Consider the following 15,396-nt stretch of genomic DNA (forward strand, 5'->3'; position numbering starts at 1 on the left):
ACAAGGAGCTGCGCGAGCAACGAGGAGCAGCTGGAGCTAGCCCGAGCGGCCGCAGCAGCCGAAGCCGCGCGAGCACCAGGAGCAGCCAGCAGCCCGGTCAGCCAACCTCGGCGAAGAGCCGCCGCAGCTCGCCCGCGGCCTCGGGCCCCACCCGCGCCAACCGCTGCACCTCGGCGTTCAGCGGCGCCGTGCGCCCGTGCAGCCGCGCGAGCAGCGCGATCTCGCCGTTCAGGTAGTCGGTCTCGATGGATCCGCCGCGCTGGACGGACTGCCACGACGAGCCGCCAAGCTCATCGGGTGCGCCCGGCACAGGCCGGATGTCGAAGGCGTTGCCGCGCCGCTCGGCTTCTGCGGCGTCGGACGGCCACGAGATGCCGAGCGAGTGGTAGAGCTCGACGGCCTCGGCCTCGAGGGCGCCGTGGATGGCGCCGACCGACGGATCGGACGGACCGAGAATCGCCTGGACGGCGTTGCCGAGGTTCGACAGGAGCTTGCGGTGCTTCCAGCGCATGACTTCGTCGTCGATGAAGACGCGGAAGCCGGCCGCCTCCCAGTCGGCCTCGAGGGTCGCCAGTAGGTCGAGGTCAGCGTTGGATGCCACTGCGCCGAACCGCCCGATGATGAAGGTGCCGCTCGACGGCGCGATGCGGACCAGCACCTCTCCCGGCACGAGGTGCACGCCCGGCAGCCATACGCACACCCCGAAGACGCGATCGAAGTAGCGGGAGGCGATGCGTTCGCCTTCGAGTCCGTTGAGGGCGACCAGCACGGGCAGGGTCGAGCCGGCGGTTCCGGCCACGGTGTCACCCGAGTAGACGGGCCGATCGACCCAGTCGCGCAGTGCCTCGTCGAGCGACTGCGTCTTGGTTGCGACCACGAGCACGTCGTCGGCCTCCAGGCGCACCTCGTCGGGCGAGGCCGCCACCGGCACTCGCACGACGACGTCGCTCTCGGGCGAGCGGATCCGCAACCCGTCGGCCGCGATGAGCACGCCGTGCTCCCCCCTCGCGATGAGCAGGGGCTCGTGGGGTGACCCGTGCTGCGCGAGCCGCGCACCGAGGACTCCGCCGATGGCACCCGCGCCGATGATCACGTATCGCATACCCCCACGAAACCACCCGTGCCTGAGCCCGGCGAGAAATGGCCGCTACGAGTGGACGATCAGCCAGGTGGCCACCGCATCGTCGGTGCCGGTGTTGCCCATCCGGTGGGGCAGCGCGCACGGGAACGTGATCGAGTCGCCGGCGCGCAGCACCACCCGCTCGTCGGGGAAGTCGATCGTGAGCTCGCCGGCCGTGACCGTGCCGACTTCGTAGCCCTCGTGCGTGATGAGCGTGTCGAGGTCGGTCGCGACCGACCCCGCCGGGTACGTGGACTCGAAGAAGTCGACGCCCGTGGTGGTCGCGGGCGACAGCCGACGGAACACCACGCCGGTGCCGAGCGTCACGGGCTTCGAGGCGCCGGAGCGGGCGAGCACATACCCCGAAGGATCCGACGGCGCAGCCCCGGCCTCAGGCTCCCCGGTCGCGTCGAACACGTCTGCCAGCGGTCGGCCGAGAACCTGCACGATAGCGAGCAGCCGGCTCACGGACGGTCGCCTGACGCCGCGTTCGATCTGCGAGACGGCGCTCGCCGAGATGTCGAGGGCATCGGCGAGCTCGCGGAGGGTCAGCCCCGCACCTTTTCGCAGCACCCGGAGCCGTGCGCCGAGGGCCTCGGCATCGAGCTGGCCGACGGACGACATCTCGTCGGTCATGCTCCCCCTTGGGTCGAGAGGGTGTGAAGCAGTTGCTGTCACACGCTTGTTACAAAGGTGAAACGAGGGCGAAAAAGTGAAGCAATAGGTTCATTTTTGAAGGAGCATGAACGCCTGCCGGTGCCGAGCATCGGGATCACCAGCACGTCTCTTCCGCCCTCGAAGGGTACCAGCCGCACAGGAGGTTGCTTTGGCAACGAACGTCGTTCCACCCAGCACGTCCGCCGATCCGCGCGAGCAGGCAAACGCGCAGGCAAGCCAGCAGACGGGCGCGCAGGCAGGCCAGCAACCGGGCGCGCAGCCCCCGCTCACCGGTCCCCACGACGTCGTCGAGGCCGCCGGTCACCCGGCAGGCAGCGGCCTCGTCAAGCCCGAGTACGACCCCCGCCTCACCAACGAAGACCTGGCTCCTCTCCGCAAGCAGACCTGGGGCGGCTACAACTTCTTCGCCTTCTGGATGTCGGACGTCCACTCGGTCGGCGGCTATGTCACGGCCGGAAGCCTGTTCGCGCTCGGTATCGCGAGCTGGCAGGTGCTGATCTCGCTGGTCGTCGGGATCCTCATCGTCATGGTCTTCACGAACCTCGTGGCGAAGCCGAGTCAGAAGACCGGCGTGCCGTTCCCGGTGATCAACCGTGCAGTGTTCGGCGTGCTCGGGGCGAACATCCCCGCCATCATCCGCGGGCTGATCGCGATGGCCTGGTACGGCGTGCAGACGTTCCTCGCCGCGCAGTCGCTGAACATCATCTTCTTGAAGTTCATCCCGTCGTCGGCGGCGCTCCTCGACCATTCGTTCCTCGGGCTGAACGCTCTCGGCTGGATCTCGTACGCGATCCTCTGGGTCGCCCAGGCGGCGCTGTTCTGGCGCGGAATGGAGACGATCCGCAAGTTCATCGACTTCGCCGGCCCCGCCGTCTACGTGATCATGATCGCGCTGGCGATCTACCTCGTGGCGAAGGCCGGCTGGGGCAATATCAGCCTGAACCTGTCGGTCGGCGAGCCGTTGTCGCTGAGCGCAGCGATCCCGGTGATGATCTCGGCCGTGGCGATCGTGGTCAGCTACTTCTCGGGCCCGATGCTGAACTTCGGCGACTTCTCGCGCTACGGCAAGAGCTTCACAGCGGTCAAGCGCGGCAACTTCCTGGGGCTCCCGGTGAACTTCCTGTTCTTCTCCATTCTCACGGTGCTCTGCGCGTCGGCGACCGTGCCGGTCTTCGGCCGGCTCATCACCGACCCCATCGAGACGGTGCAGGCGATCGGCGCCCCGTTCGCGATCCTCCTCGGCGGGCTCACGTTCGTCACCGCGACGGTCGGCATCAACATCGTCGCGAACTTCATCTCGCCGGCCTTCGACTTCTCGAACGTGGCGCCACGGAAGATCTCGTGGCGCATGGGCGGCATGATCGCGGCCGTCGGTTCCGTGCTCCTCACGCCGTGGAACTGGTACGGCAACCCCCAGGCCATCCAGTACACGCTGGGCGTGCTCGGCGCTCTGATCGGCCCGCTGTTCGGCCTCCTCATCGCCGGTTACTACCTCGTCGGCAAGCAGCGCGTGGCGGTCGACGACCTCTTCTCGATGGAGCCGACAGGCCGGTACTGGTTCAAGCGCGGCTTCAACCCCAACGCCGTCTGGACCATGGTCATTGCCGGAGGCATCTCGGTCGCCGCGGCGCTCGTGCCGACGATCGTCAAGGATCTCGGCGGCCCCGACTTCACCTGGCTCGGCAACTACGGCTGGTTCATCGGCTGTGCTCTCGGCCTCGCCCTGTTCTGGCTCTTCGAGACGCTCTCGCCCCGGATGCCCGAGCTCTCCGCCACCGACGAGACCGTCAACGACGGCACGCTGGAGGAAGCCCACTGATGCTGATCCGCGTCGTCAATCCCAACACCACCGCGAGCATGACCGAGTCGATCGGCCGGTGCGCTCGCGAGGTGGCCGGCCCCTCGACCCTGGTCGAGGCGGTGAATCCGAGCATGGGCCCCGCGTCGATCGAGAGCCACTACGAGGAGTCGCTCGCCGTGCCGGGCCTGCTCGAGCAGGTGCGCGAAGGGGAGGCCGACGGCGTGGATGCCTTCGTCGTCGCGTGCTTCGGCGACCCGGGCCTGGACGCGGCGCGCGAGATCGCGTCGGGCCCCGTGCTCGGCATCGCCGAGGCCGCGATGCACGCCGCGGCGATGCTCGGGCGCACATTCGGCATCGTCACGACCCTCGGTCGCACGACCGGCCGCGCTCATGAGCTCGTCCAGCGCTACGGTTTCGCCGACGTGTGCGTCGCCGTCCGAGCCTGCGAAATCCCGGTGCTCGAGCTCGACGACCCCGCCTCCGACGCGTTCGGGAAGGTCGTCGCCGAGTGCCGCGAGGTGCTGGCGCTCGGGGCCGACGCCGTCGTGCTCGGCTGCGCCGGGATGGCCGACCTCTGCCACCGTCTCTCCGACGAGATCGGCGCTCCGGTGGTCGACGGGGTCTCGGCCGCGACCGTCTTCGCCGAGTCGCTCGTGCGCCTCCGACTCGCGACCGGCAAGCGCGGCGAGTACGCCACGCCGCCGCTCAAGCCGATAGCGGGTTTGCTGGCCGAATTCGAGCTCGGGGCGCGGGTCTAGCAGGCGCCGCGGGCTAGCAACGACAGAAGCGCAGGATCCGGCGGCTCGCAGTGGGGGCCGCCGGATCCTGCGCTCTTGAGGTCTTCGAGAACCCGCCGCTTACGGGCTGATCGCCAGGAAGACGAACGCCGCCAGGATGATCAGGTGGATGATGCCCTGCAGCCGGGTCGACCGGCCGGGGGCGACGGTGAGCACGCTCACGAGCAGAGTCAAGGCGAGGAGCACGAGCTGGACCGGGCCGAGGCCGAGCACCAGCGGGCCGTCGAGCCAGATGCTGGCCACCGCGATCGCGGGGATCGTGAGGCCGATGCTCGCGATGGCTGATCCGTAGCCGAGGTTGAGGCTCGTCTGGAGGCGGTTGCCGAGGGCGGCGCGCGAGGCGGCGATGCCCTCGGGCAGCAGCACGATGAACGCGATCACGACACCGACGAAAGTGCTGGGGATTCCGGCGGCGGCGAGACCCGACTCGATGTTCGGCTGCACAGCATGGCCCAGCTGGACGACGGAGAGCAGCGACACGACCAGGAGCACGAGGCTGATGATCGTGGCCCGGTTCGTCGGCGGGTCGGCGTGGTCGCCCGAGTCGGTGGAATCGAGGCGGGCGTCGGACGGCGGCTTGATCGGCAGGAAGAAGTCGCGGTGACGACCCGTCTGCGTCGACACGAACGCGAGCCACAGCGCCAGGGCGATGACGGCGACGAACGCCAGCTGCACGCCGGTGAACCGGCCGCCCGAGGCTCCCGTGGTGAACGCGGGCAGCACGAGGGCCGCGCCGGCGAGGGTCGCCACGACGCTGAGCGCCGCGCCGGTGCCCTCGCGGTTGAACCGCGGCAGACCGTGCTTCAGCGAGCCGAGGAACAGCGAGAGGCCCACGATGCCGTTGCAGGTGATCATCACGGCGGCGAAGGCGGTGTCGCGAGCGAGGGTCTCGGTACCGCTGCCGCCCGCGAGCATCAGCGTGATGATGAGGCCGACCTCGATCACGGTCACGGCGACAGCGAGCACGATCGAGCCCAGGGGTTCGCCGACGCGGTGGGCGACGACCTCGGCGTGGTGCACAGCCGAGAGCACGGCGCCGATCAGGATCGCACCGACGAGAATCGCCACCCCCGTCGACAGATAGCGGTGGTACGTCGCGACGACGGCTATCAGTGCGAGTACGGGCATCGCGATGGGTGCGTACGTGCGGAGCTTGGCGGCCATGGAACTCCCCTCCAGGTCGGGCTCTCAGCTTACTGAGGGTCGGCTGGGAGGACCCGGGCGGCCGGGGTGGTCTACCGTGTCGACAAACTGCGGGCAGATCGCTCGGAGCAACGCTCGGGAGGGCATCATGGCGGGATTCGACGACATCGCGAAGAAGGCGCAGCAGTTCTTGAACAACGACAAGGTCAAGGGCGCGCTCACGAACGAGAAGGCCGAAGGGGTCAGTGACAAGCTGCTCGACGCCGTGGCAGGGGCGGCCGACAAGGCTACCGGCGGCAAGCACACCGACAAGATCCAGAAGGCGCGCGACGAGGCCGACAAGAAGGTCGGCGACCAGTAGGGCTCTCCGCGGCCGCGCGGCGGGGCGGGCCGCGCGGCCGTGTGGGCGACTCGGGCGGCGCAGCCGTGTGGGCGATTCGGGCCGCGCTGCCCTGTCGGCAACCCGGGCCGCGCGCGGGTGTCGGGAATTCAGGCCATAAGCAGCCCGCCGAGGCGGAGCCCCGCGGCCTCGGGGCGCTCAACGGCGGTGAGCGGATATGGCCTGAATTGCCGAACCGAACGAGCGCCCCACCTCCGCCGTAGGCTGAACCCGTGAGCAGAGAAGCCGTCGAGTCGCCCCCGCGCGAGCCCGGCGTCTTCAGCAGGCAGTACCTCCTGGCCACCCTCGGCATGTGCGCCCTGATCGGCATCGCCGCCTTCGAGGCCCTTGCCGTCACCACCGTGATGCCGACCGTCAGCCGCGAGCTGAACGGCGAGAGCCTTTACTCCCTCGCCTTCGCGGCGCCGCTTGCGACGAGCCTGGTCGGCATGGTCGTCGCCGGCAATTGGGCCGACCGCGCCGGACCGCGTCGGGTCGTGATCACGTCCACGCTGCTCTTCGGCGCCGGCCTGCTGATCGTGGGGCTCGCGCCCACCATGCTCGTTCTGCTGCTGGGTCGCCTCGTGCAGGGGCTCGGCTCGGGCGCTGTGATCGTCGGCTTGTACGTGCTCGTGTCGCGAGTCTTTCCGGAGCGCCTGCACGCGTCCGTGTTCGCGGGGTTCGCTGCGGCGTGGGTAATTCCGGGGCTGGTCGGCCCGGTGATCGCGGGCACGCTCACCGAGACGGTGGGCTGGCACTGGGTGTTCCTCGGGGCGTTGCTGGCCTCGGTGCCCGCATTCTGCATGGTGGTGCCGACCCTGAAGGGGGTGGTGGGGCCGGCGGGGGAGCCGGTGGCGTGGAGCTTCTCCCGGATCCTGTGGTCCGTTGCCGCGGCGGTCGCCGTCGTCGGCCTCAACCTTTTGTCGGAGGTGCCTCCCGTGGTGGCCGGCCTCGTGACGATCGCCGCGGTCGTGGTGCTCGCCGTGGCGCTGCGGCCGCTGCTGCCGAAGGGCACGCTCGGGGCCCGCACCGGGGTGCCGACGCTCGTGCTGCTGCGGGGGTTGGCCGGGGCGGCGTTCCTCGGGGGCGACGTGTTCATCCCGTATCTGCTGAGCGCGCAGTACGGCTTCTCGCCGGCCGCGTCGGGTATCACGCTGACGCTCGGTGCCGTGAGTTGGGCGTTCGCGAGCTGGTTGGTCGGCAGGCTGGGCGAGCGGGTGTCGCAGCGGACGGGGATCCGCCTCGGCCTGGTGCTGATCGTCGCCGGAGTGCTTTCGGCGGTTGCCACGCCCCTCTGGCATCTCACCCCGGCCGTGATCGTGGTGGGCTGGACGATCACCGGCTTCGGCATGGGGTTCGTCTATCCGCGCTTCTCGGTGCTGGTGCTGCGGTATTCGCACGACGACGAGCGGGGCTTCAACAGCAGCGCCCTCACGATCGCCGACTCGGCGGGGGCCGCGGTGGTGCTCGGCGTGAACGGCGCCGTGTTCGGGCTGCTCGGCGGGTCGAGTGAGCCGGCCGCGTTCGTGGCGTGCTTCGCGGTGGCAGCGGCCGTGGCGGTGCTGGGGCTCGCGGTCAGCGGGCGGGCCGTGCCTCGGCGAACCGCCTGAAGCACGATGCCGATCCGCTCGACGTCGAGGTGGCTCGAGGTCGGTCACCCGTGAGGCGAGGCGTACGGCGCGACTGAGCCCCGACGTCGGCCCGAATTCCGACGTCTTGAGCTCAGCCGCGCCACGCGGCCCACTGCGAGATCTCGGGTGTCCCACCACCCGCGTTCTCTTGGTCTGATCCAACCAAAGTGAGCGCTCCACCGCAGCCCCCAAGGCGGGTGTCGGTCATGAGGGGGGCTCCCGGGGGACGCCGGCGTCCGGCTGTCGGCCAGGTGCGTTGAGGGGCCAAGGATCCGCCCGCCGCCGCTCGACCTCCCGCCGGGGTAGGGCTACCCCTACTCGAACCGGGCGGGCAGCCCCGTCGTGCGCTCGCGAGCGCGTCCGTAGCGTCGTCGGTGTCGTGAAAACCAACAGATCGGATCCGACGTGGACGCCCTCACCTCTCTTCTCCTCGCCGGAGCTGCCTCGCCGCTGATCCTGCTCGCCCTCTTCGTGCTGGTGGCCATCGACGGCTTCTTCCCGCCGGTTCCGAGCGAGACCCTGGTGGTCGGGCTGGCGTCGATCGGCTTCGCGACCGGTGCCCCGAACCCGTGGCTCGTGCTCCTCGCCGCGGCGGCCGGATCGTTCGTCGGCGACAACATCGCGTTCTGGCTCGGCCGGCGTCTCGGCATCGATCGGTTCGGGTTCACGCGTCGGCCTCGTATGGCCCGGCTGCTGGCACGGGTGCGGGTCACCTTGCGGGAGCGTTCCGCGTCGACGATCCTCACCGCCCGGTTCGTGCCGATCGGACGGGTGGCGGTCAACGTGCTGGCGGGGTCGAGTGGCTTCTCGCGGCGCTGGTTCATGGTGCTGAGCGCGATCTCGGGCGCCCTCTGGGCCGGGTACTCGATCGGCATCGGGATCCTCGCCGGTGCCTGGTTGCACGAGCAGCCCCTCCTCGGTGCGGCGGTCGCGGCCGTGGCGGCGCTGGGTATCGGCTTCGTGGTCGACGCTGTCTCGCGTCGCGTCGCACGGGCGACCGAGGCGCGTCGAGCTCGGCAGGTGCCGCGAGCGAGCGCCGTGCGACCCGCCCCGATCGCTCTCGAGATGCTCGCGCCCCCGATGGCGTATCTTCATGTGCACACACCCCCGAACTTCGACCGTTCGCCGCTCACCGCTCTCTCGCGAAGGCCCGTCGATGGTGGGGATCAGCCATGGGAGGCAGTGCGATGAGGCAGGAGAAGCTCGGGATCCGGTCCGTCGCCGAGGCCGCCGGGGTCTCTGTCACAACCGTGTCGCACGCTCTGAACGGCCGCGGCAAGGTGAGCGACAAGACCCGCATCCGGGTGCAGCGGATCGCCGCCGAGCTCGGCTACGCCCCGAACCGGATCGCGAGCGCGCTCCGGTCGAGCCGCACGAATCTGATCGGCTTCGTCAGCGAGGAGATCGCGACGACGCCGTACGCCGGCCTGATCCTGGTCGGTGCGCAGGAGGCGGCTGCCGAGCTCGGCCTCATGCTGATGATCATCAACGTCAACCGCGACACCGTCGAAGACGCGCAGATCGATGCTCTGCTCGCCCAGCAGGTCGACGGGCTCATCTTCGCGTCGTCGTCGCACCGCATCGTGACTCTGCCGAAGCGGTTCGATCCGGCGCGCACGGTGCTGGTCGACGCCTATGACCCGGGCACGACCAGCCCGACCGTGGTGCCCGACGAGGTGGGGATCGGCGTGTTGGCGACGCGGCATCTGGTCGAAGCGGGGCACCGCAGGATCCTGCACCTCACCGTCGAGGAGGACGTCCCGGCGGTCGGTGGCCGGGAGGAGGGCTACCGGCAGGTGATGGAGGCCGAGGGGCTCGAGTGCGAGATCGTGCGCGTTCCCGGGCCGGCCGATGCCGCTGCGGGGGCTTTCGCGATCGCCCAGGCCAGGCGGGGCCCCGACCGGGCGACCGCCGTGTTCGCCTTCAACGACGAGATGGCGATGGGGGTCTACCAGGAGGTCGTGCTGGCACCGGGCATCACCATTCCCCACGACGTCTCGATCGTCGGCGTCGACGACCTCCGCATCGTCGCGGCCGCCCTGCGTCCCGGGCTCACGACGGTGGCTCTGCCGCACGCCGCGATGGGGCGTCGCGCCGTCGAGCTCTCGGTGCGTCAGTTCCAGCAGGATGCACCCCTGGAGGCCTCGGTCGAGCGTCTTCCCGGTCGTCTGGTGGAGCGCGGATCCGTAGCGGCTCCTGCCGTTACCTTTTCGTGACGTATCGGTACTGGTGGAAAGCCCGTTCGGGGCGTAGCGTCGCGGCCAGCGAAATCGTTTTGGTTCTGCACCACTTTCATTGACGAAAGGTCGAAGCAATGAGGCTTCAGAAGAAACTCCTGTCAGCGGTCGCCCTCTCGGCGGCGGCGGCTCTCGCTCTCAGCGGCTGCTCCGGCGGCGGCGGCAGCTCGGCCGGCAGCAACACGGTCACCATCTCGGGTGCCTTCACCGGTGCCCAGGCCACCGCCTTCCAGGCCGACCTGACCAAGTGGGGCAAGACCCAGGGCATCACGGTCAAGTACAGCGGCAGCAACAGCTTCCAGACCGGCATCGTGACGCAGGTCAAGGGCGGGCAGGCTCCCGACCTCGCGATCTTCCCGCAGCCCGGTGTGCTCAAGTCGCTTATCAGCAACAGCATGGTCCCCCTCGACGATCTCGTCGACGTCAAGAGCGTCACGGCCGACGAAGCACAGGGCCTCCCCGACATCGCGAAGGTCAACGGCAAGACCTACGGTCTGCCCTACTCGATCAACGTGAAGTCGCTGGTCTGGTACAACCCCTCCGCCTTCAAGAAGGCCGGCTACAAGGTGCCCACCACCGACGCCGAACTGCAGGCGCTGCAGGCCAAGATCATCTCGAGCGGCGCCGGCTACCCGTGGTGCGTCGGCATCGCGTCGCAGGGCTCCAACGGCTGGCCGATGACCGACTGGCTCGAAGAGTACGTGCTCCGCTACGGCGGACTGACCCAGTACAACGACTGGATCACGCACAAGGTGAAGTTCGACTCGCCCCTGGTCAAGAAGGCCGCGACCAAGGTCGAGTCGATGATCTTCGCCGACGGCGCGGTCAATGGCGGCGGCAAGGCCATGGCCTCGACCGACTTCGGCGCGGCGGGCAACAACCTGTTCGTCTCCGGCGGCAAGGGCAAGGGCCAGTGCTTCATGATGCGTCAGGGAACCTTCATCACCGGCTTCTTCCCGAAGGCCATCCAGGCTGAGATCGCCAAGGGCGACACCTCGAACGTCAACGCGTTCACGCTGCCCACCCCGTCTGACGCCGCCACCTCCGGAACCCTCGGCGGCGGTGACCTCGTGTCGGCTTTCAAGAACACGCCCCAGATCAAGAAGGTCGCCGAGTACCTCGTCGGCAAGGAGTTCGGCACGAACGGCTACGCGAAGGACTGGTCGGCCTACCTCTCGGCGCACAACGACTTCCCGACCGCGTCGTACGACAGCCCCTTCCAGACCGTCGCCCAGAAGGCTGTCGCCGACTCCAAGGTCTTCGGCTTCGACGCGTCCGACCAGATGCCCGGTGCTGTCGGCGCCGGAACCGAATGGACGAACCTCACCCAGTGGACTGCCGGTCAGGAGAGCCTCGACGACGCTCTGAAGGCGATCGACGCCTCGTGGCCCGCCACTAGCTGATCCACCAGCGGACGGCCGGTGATCGCATCCCTATAGCGATCGCCGGTCGTCCTTCACCCCCGCACTCTCCCGCACCCTCACAACGTCGTCAGGTGGTCACCCGTGCAGATCCTCAGCGTCTTCATATCCGTCGTCGGCGGTCTCGCCGTCTCGTTCCTCATCTACCTTGGGCTCAACTTCATCGTCGCCAAGACGAACACGAGGTGGAACGCGAGGCTCCTGCCCTACGTGTTCCTCGGGCCGGTCCTGCTCCTCATCATCGTCTTCCTGCTCGTTCCGACGGGTCTCACCGTCTATCAGAGCCTCCTGAAGACCGATCAGTACGGCTTGCAGTCGTTCGGCGGACTGTCGAACTACGTCGCGCTCTTCACGACGCCGTCGTTCATCCAGACACTCATCAACAACCTGCTCTGGATCATCGTCGTTCCCGCGATCACGGTCGTCATCGGCCTCGGCGTCGCGACCCTCGCCGACCGCATGGGCCCCAAGCGCGAGAAGACGTTCAAGTCGATCATCTTCCTGCCGATGGCCATCAGCGCGATCGCCGCCTCGTCGATCTGGCAGTTCGTCTACTACTACACGGCGCCGGGCCAGCCCGTCGTCGGTCTGCTGAACGGCATCTGGACGGGCCTCACCAAGGCCGACCCGGTGGCGTGGCTGCAGAACGACACCGCCCACGTCAACAGCCTGCTGCTCATGGTCGTCGTGATCTGGCTCAACGCCGGCTACGCGATGGTGCTGCTCTCGGCCGCCATCAAGGGCGTGCCCGAGGAGACCATCGAGGCCGCTCGCATCGACGGCGCAAATGAGCGCCAGGCGTTCTTCCGCGTGGTGGCTCCGCAGATCCGCGCCACGATCGTCGCGGTCTTCATCACGGTGCTCATCACCGTCATGAAGCTCTTCGACATCGTCTTCGCGATGACGAGCGGCCAGTTCAACACGAACGTGCTGGGCATGGAGTTCTACAACCAGTTCTTCTCGTTCAACAACCCGGGGAAGGCGTCGGCCGTCGTCGTCATCCTCATCATCGCGGTCATCCCGGTCATCATCTACCAGGTCCGCACCTACCGTCAGCAGGAGGTCCTCCGATGACCGAGATCGTCCCCACCGTCGTTACGCAGAAGACCAAGACGGGCACCCGCGCCGCGCGGATGACCAAGACGTCCGCCCCCAAGAAGCGCCCCACGCTGACGATCATCCTGGGTCTCGTCGCCGTGCTCTGGATGGTCCCCGCCATCGGCCTTCTCGTGACGAGCTTCCGCAGCACCACCGACGCCCAGACGACCGGCTGGTGGAGTGCGCTCCTCAAGCCGTTCACCTCGGCCTGGACCTTCGACAACTACGTCAACGCCTTCAACGGCGCCGGCGCGGGAACGGGCCAGAGCCTCGGCGGCGAGTTCTTGAACAGCCTCGCCGTCGCGATCCCGGCGACCGTCCTCCCGATCATGTTCGCCGCCTTCGCCGCCTACGCCTTCACCTTCTTGGAGTTCCGCGGCAAAGAGCTCTACTTCGCCGTGATCGTCGGCCTCCTCGTGGTGCCGGTGCAGATCGCGCTGATCCCCGTGCTGCAGACCTACAAGGCGATCACCCAGGCGACGGGCATCCAGATCACGGGCACCTACCCGGCGGCCTGGATCGTCCACTCCGCCTTCGCGCTTCCCCTGTGCATCTTCATTCTGCGCAACTACATGTCGACCCTGCCGAACGCGCTCATCGAGGCCGCTCGCGTGGACGGCGCCTCGCACTTCCAGATCTTCTGGCGGCTCGTCATGCCGATGTCGATCCCGGCGCTCGCCTCGTTCGCCATCTTCCAGTTCCTCTGGGTGTGGAACGACTTCCTCGTCGCCTACATCTTCCTGGGCAACGGTTCGCCAGTGCTCCAGCAGGGGCTCCTGGGCCTCCTCGGCCAGTACAACCAGGGCTGGAACCTGGTCGCGGCCGGCGCCTTCATCGTGCTGCTCGTGCCCCTCGTCGTGTTCCTGTCGCTGCAGCGGTTCTTCGTGCGGGGCCTGACCGCCGGATCGGTGAAGTAGAGGCCGGCCGGGCGCGGATCCTGGGCTTCCGATGACGATCCACAGCGACGTGGCCGCCACCCAGCGCGAAGAGTTCACACGGAGGGTCGAGGTCGAGGAGCTCCGGCTCCGCGAGCTGTTCGGGCGTCTCTACGGAGGCGACCCGCGGCTCGCGGAGACCCTCGACGGGCTGCTGGGCGACGTGCGCGAGGCCTGGTACTCGCGGCCTTCTGAGCTCAAGGCGCTCGACGAGCAGCGCCAGCGTGACCCGCGCTGGTTCGAATCGACCAGGATCCTGGCCGGCGTCTGCTACGTCGACCTCTACGCCGCTACCTTCGCCGATCTCATCGAGCGCATCCCGTACTTCGAGGAGCTCGGGCTGACGGTGCTGCACCTGATGCCGGTGTACGACGCGCCCGAGCCGAACTCCGACGGCGGGTATGCCGTGTCGAGCTACCGGGCCACGAAGCCCGCGCTGGGCTCGATCGAGCAGCTCCGCGACCTGGCGACGAAGCTGCGCGCAGCAGGCATCTCGCTGGCACTCGACTTCGTCTTCAACCACACCTCCGACGAGCACGAGTGGGCGCAACGGGCGCTCGAGGGCGACCCCGAGTACGAGGACTACTACTGGATCTACCCCGACCGCGAGATGCCCGACGCGTTCGAGCGGACCACGCGCGAGATCTTCCCCGACAACCACCCGGGCAGTTTCGTACCGGTGCAGGGCGATCGGTGGGCGTGGGCGACGTTCCACTCGTTCCAGCTCGACCTCAACTACTCGAACCCCCGCGTCTTCCGGGCCATGGCGCGCGAGATGCTCTTTCTCGCGAATCTCGGCGTCGAGATCCTGCGCATGGACGCGGTGGCCTTCATCTGGAAGCGACTCGGCACCTCGAGCGAGAACCTCCCCGAGGCGCACCTGCTGTTGCAGGCGTTCCACGCGGTGGTGCGCATGGTCGCACCCGGGGTGCTGTTCCTGTCTGAGGCGATCGTCCACCCCGACGACGTCGTCGACTACATCAGCCCCGACGAGTGCCAGCTGAGCTACAACCCGCTGCAGATGGCGCTGCTCTGGAGCACCCTCGCCACCCGCGACGTCGGCCTCCTCGCCCAGGCGCTCGCGCACCGGCACGCCCTGCCTCCGGGCACCGCGTGGGTCAACTACCTCCGCAGCCACGACGACATCGGCTGGACCTTCGCCGACGAAGACGCACGCCAGCTCGGCATCGACCCCGACGCGCACCGGCAGTTCTTGAACCGCTTCTACGTCGGACGCTTCGAGGGCAGCTTCGCTCACGGCACCCCGTTTCAGACCAACCCGAAGACCGGCGACAGCCGGGTGTCGGGGGCGACGGCGTCACTGGCCGGCATCGAAGTCGACCCCGAGGGGGCGATCCGGCGGATCCTTCTGGCGCAGTCGATCGTGCTGTCGACCGGCGGAATCCCGCTGCTCTACCTGGGTGACGAGGTCGGGCAGACGAACGATTCGAGCTACCTCGAGGATCCCGGAAAAGCCGCTGACAGCCGATGGTCGGGCCGACCTCCCTACCCCGGGGCGCGGTACGCCGAACGGCACGATCTCGCGAGCGCTTCCGGCCGCCTCTACGCCGGGGTGCGGCGGCTCCTCGCGGTGAGAGCGGAGCTGCCCGCGATGGCCGGCGGGGCGCTTATGCCGTTCGAGACGCATGACCCGCGGGTGCTGGGGTTCTTGCGGCCCGGGGGTGAGGTTGGCGGTGCTGGTACCGGTGCCGGTGCCGGTGCCGGTGCCGGTGCCGGTGCCGGTGCCGGTGCTGGTGCTGCTGCTTGGGCTGCGTCTATGCTCGTTCTCGCGAATTTCGGGGACGACGCTGCGAGCGTCTCGGCGCTGACCCTGTCGGGGATGCCCGCTTCGGCCGTCGACGCGATGTCGGGCGAGACGTTCGACGTGCGGCAGCCGTTGGTGCTCGGGCCGCAGCGGTTCGTCTGGCTTCTGGTCTGAAGGTGGGCTCGGCGTCGGATCCGCGGGCCGAGCTCGAGCGCGCCGCCTACTCGCCGGGCGCCACACCCGAGGAGGCCCGCCTGGCGCTCGCGCGGCTGCAGGCGTGGGATGCGGCGGCTTCTCTGCCCTCCGCGCCGACTTTTGCTCCCGTCTCTCCTGCGACTCCGCTTTCCCCTCCTGCCTCTTCTCCTCTGGTGACTTCGCGCCCTCGAACCCC

General features: G+C 68.6%; 13 protein-coding genes. 10 read left to right on the plus strand and 3 right to left on the minus strand.

Features of this window, described 5'->3' with window-relative positions; translation table 11 throughout:
- Nucleotides 1-97 precede the first annotated feature (97 nt).
- On the minus strand, nucleotides 98-1,102 hold the full coding sequence (locus EDF39_RS03555; protein ID WP_123940542.1) for a ketopantoate reductase family protein: 1,005 nt from the start codon (nucleotides 1,100-1,102) through the stop codon (nucleotides 98-100).
- A gap of 45 nt (nucleotides 1,103-1,147) precedes the next feature.
- Nucleotides 1,148-1,756, minus strand: coding sequence for a helix-turn-helix domain-containing protein (locus EDF39_RS03560; protein WP_123940544.1), 609 nt, complete (start codon nucleotides 1,754-1,756; stop codon nucleotides 1,148-1,150).
- Between the two features lie 190 nt (nucleotides 1,757-1,946).
- On the opposite strand from EDF39_RS03560, the gene EDF39_RS03565 reads away from it, so the two are divergent.
- Nucleotides 1,947-3,617, plus strand: coding sequence for an NCS1 family nucleobase:cation symporter-1 (locus EDF39_RS03565; RefSeq protein ID WP_123940546.1), 1,671 nt, complete (start codon nucleotides 1,947-1,949; stop codon nucleotides 3,615-3,617).
- Nucleotides 3,617-4,357, plus strand: a complete 741-nt coding sequence (locus EDF39_RS03570) for an aspartate/glutamate racemase family protein (protein ID WP_123940548.1) — start codon at nucleotides 3,617-3,619, stop codon at nucleotides 4,355-4,357. Before EDF39_RS03565 ends, EDF39_RS03570 begins: the two co-directional genes overlap by 1 nt.
- A gap of 99 nt (nucleotides 4,358-4,456) precedes the next feature.
- On the opposite strand, the gene EDF39_RS03575 is transcribed toward EDF39_RS03570, so the two are convergent.
- Complete coding sequence (locus EDF39_RS03575; RefSeq protein WP_123940550.1) at nucleotides 4,457-5,560, minus strand: calcium:proton antiporter; 1,104 nt, start codon at nucleotides 5,558-5,560, stop codon at nucleotides 4,457-4,459.
- A 127-nt stretch (nucleotides 5,561-5,687) separates the two neighbouring features.
- On the opposite strand from EDF39_RS03575, the gene EDF39_RS03580 reads away from it, so the two are divergent.
- From EDF39_RS03580 to EDF39_RS03615, 8 genes are all read left to right on the plus strand, one after another.
- On the plus strand, nucleotides 5,688-5,900 hold the full coding sequence (locus tag EDF39_RS03580; RefSeq protein ID WP_123940552.1) for an Rv0909 family putative TA system antitoxin: 213 nt from the start codon (nucleotides 5,688-5,690) through the stop codon (nucleotides 5,898-5,900).
- A gap of 251 nt (nucleotides 5,901-6,151) precedes the next feature.
- On the plus strand, nucleotides 6,152-7,528 hold the full coding sequence (locus EDF39_RS03585) for an MFS transporter (RefSeq protein WP_233572949.1): 1,377 nt from the start codon (nucleotides 6,152-6,154) through the stop codon (nucleotides 7,526-7,528).
- Between the two features lie 426 nt (nucleotides 7,529-7,954).
- Nucleotides 7,955-8,740 (plus strand): DedA family protein, encoded by a 786-nt coding sequence (locus EDF39_RS03590; RefSeq protein WP_123940555.1) that lies wholly within the window; start codon nucleotides 7,955-7,957, stop codon nucleotides 8,738-8,740.
- Nucleotides 8,737-9,765 carry a LacI family DNA-binding transcriptional regulator gene (locus tag EDF39_RS03595; RefSeq protein WP_158613146.1) on the plus strand — a complete coding sequence of 343 codons (1,029 nt, stop codon included), beginning with the start codon at nucleotides 8,737-8,739 and terminating at the stop codon, nucleotides 9,763-9,765. The genes EDF39_RS03590 and EDF39_RS03595 overlap by 4 nt, the downstream gene beginning before the upstream one ends.
- Nucleotides 9,766-9,863: 98 nt before the next feature.
- Entirely contained in the window at nucleotides 9,864-11,189 is a 1,326-nt protein-coding gene (locus EDF39_RS03600) for an ABC transporter substrate-binding protein (RefSeq protein WP_123940559.1), read from the plus strand.
- A 102-nt stretch (nucleotides 11,190-11,291) separates the two neighbouring features.
- Complete coding sequence (locus EDF39_RS03605) at nucleotides 11,292-12,281, plus strand: carbohydrate ABC transporter permease (protein ID WP_055961380.1); 990 nt, start codon at nucleotides 11,292-11,294, stop codon at nucleotides 12,279-12,281.
- Complete coding sequence (locus EDF39_RS03610; protein WP_123940561.1) at nucleotides 12,278-13,222, plus strand: carbohydrate ABC transporter permease; 945 nt, start codon at nucleotides 12,278-12,280, stop codon at nucleotides 13,220-13,222. Before EDF39_RS03605 ends, EDF39_RS03610 begins: the two co-directional genes overlap by 4 nt.
- 31 nt (nucleotides 13,223-13,253) lie before the next feature.
- Nucleotides 13,254-15,179 (plus strand): alpha-amylase family protein, encoded by a 1,926-nt coding sequence (locus EDF39_RS03615; RefSeq protein ID WP_123940563.1) that lies wholly within the window; start codon nucleotides 13,254-13,256, stop codon nucleotides 15,177-15,179.
- Nucleotides 15,180-15,396: the final 217 nt, after the last annotated feature.

The sequence above is a fragment of the Frondihabitans sp. PhB161 genome (assembly GCF_003814635.1).
In the GTDB taxonomy this organism is placed as follows: Bacteria; Actinomycetota; Actinomycetes; order Actinomycetales; family Microbacteriaceae; genus Frondihabitans.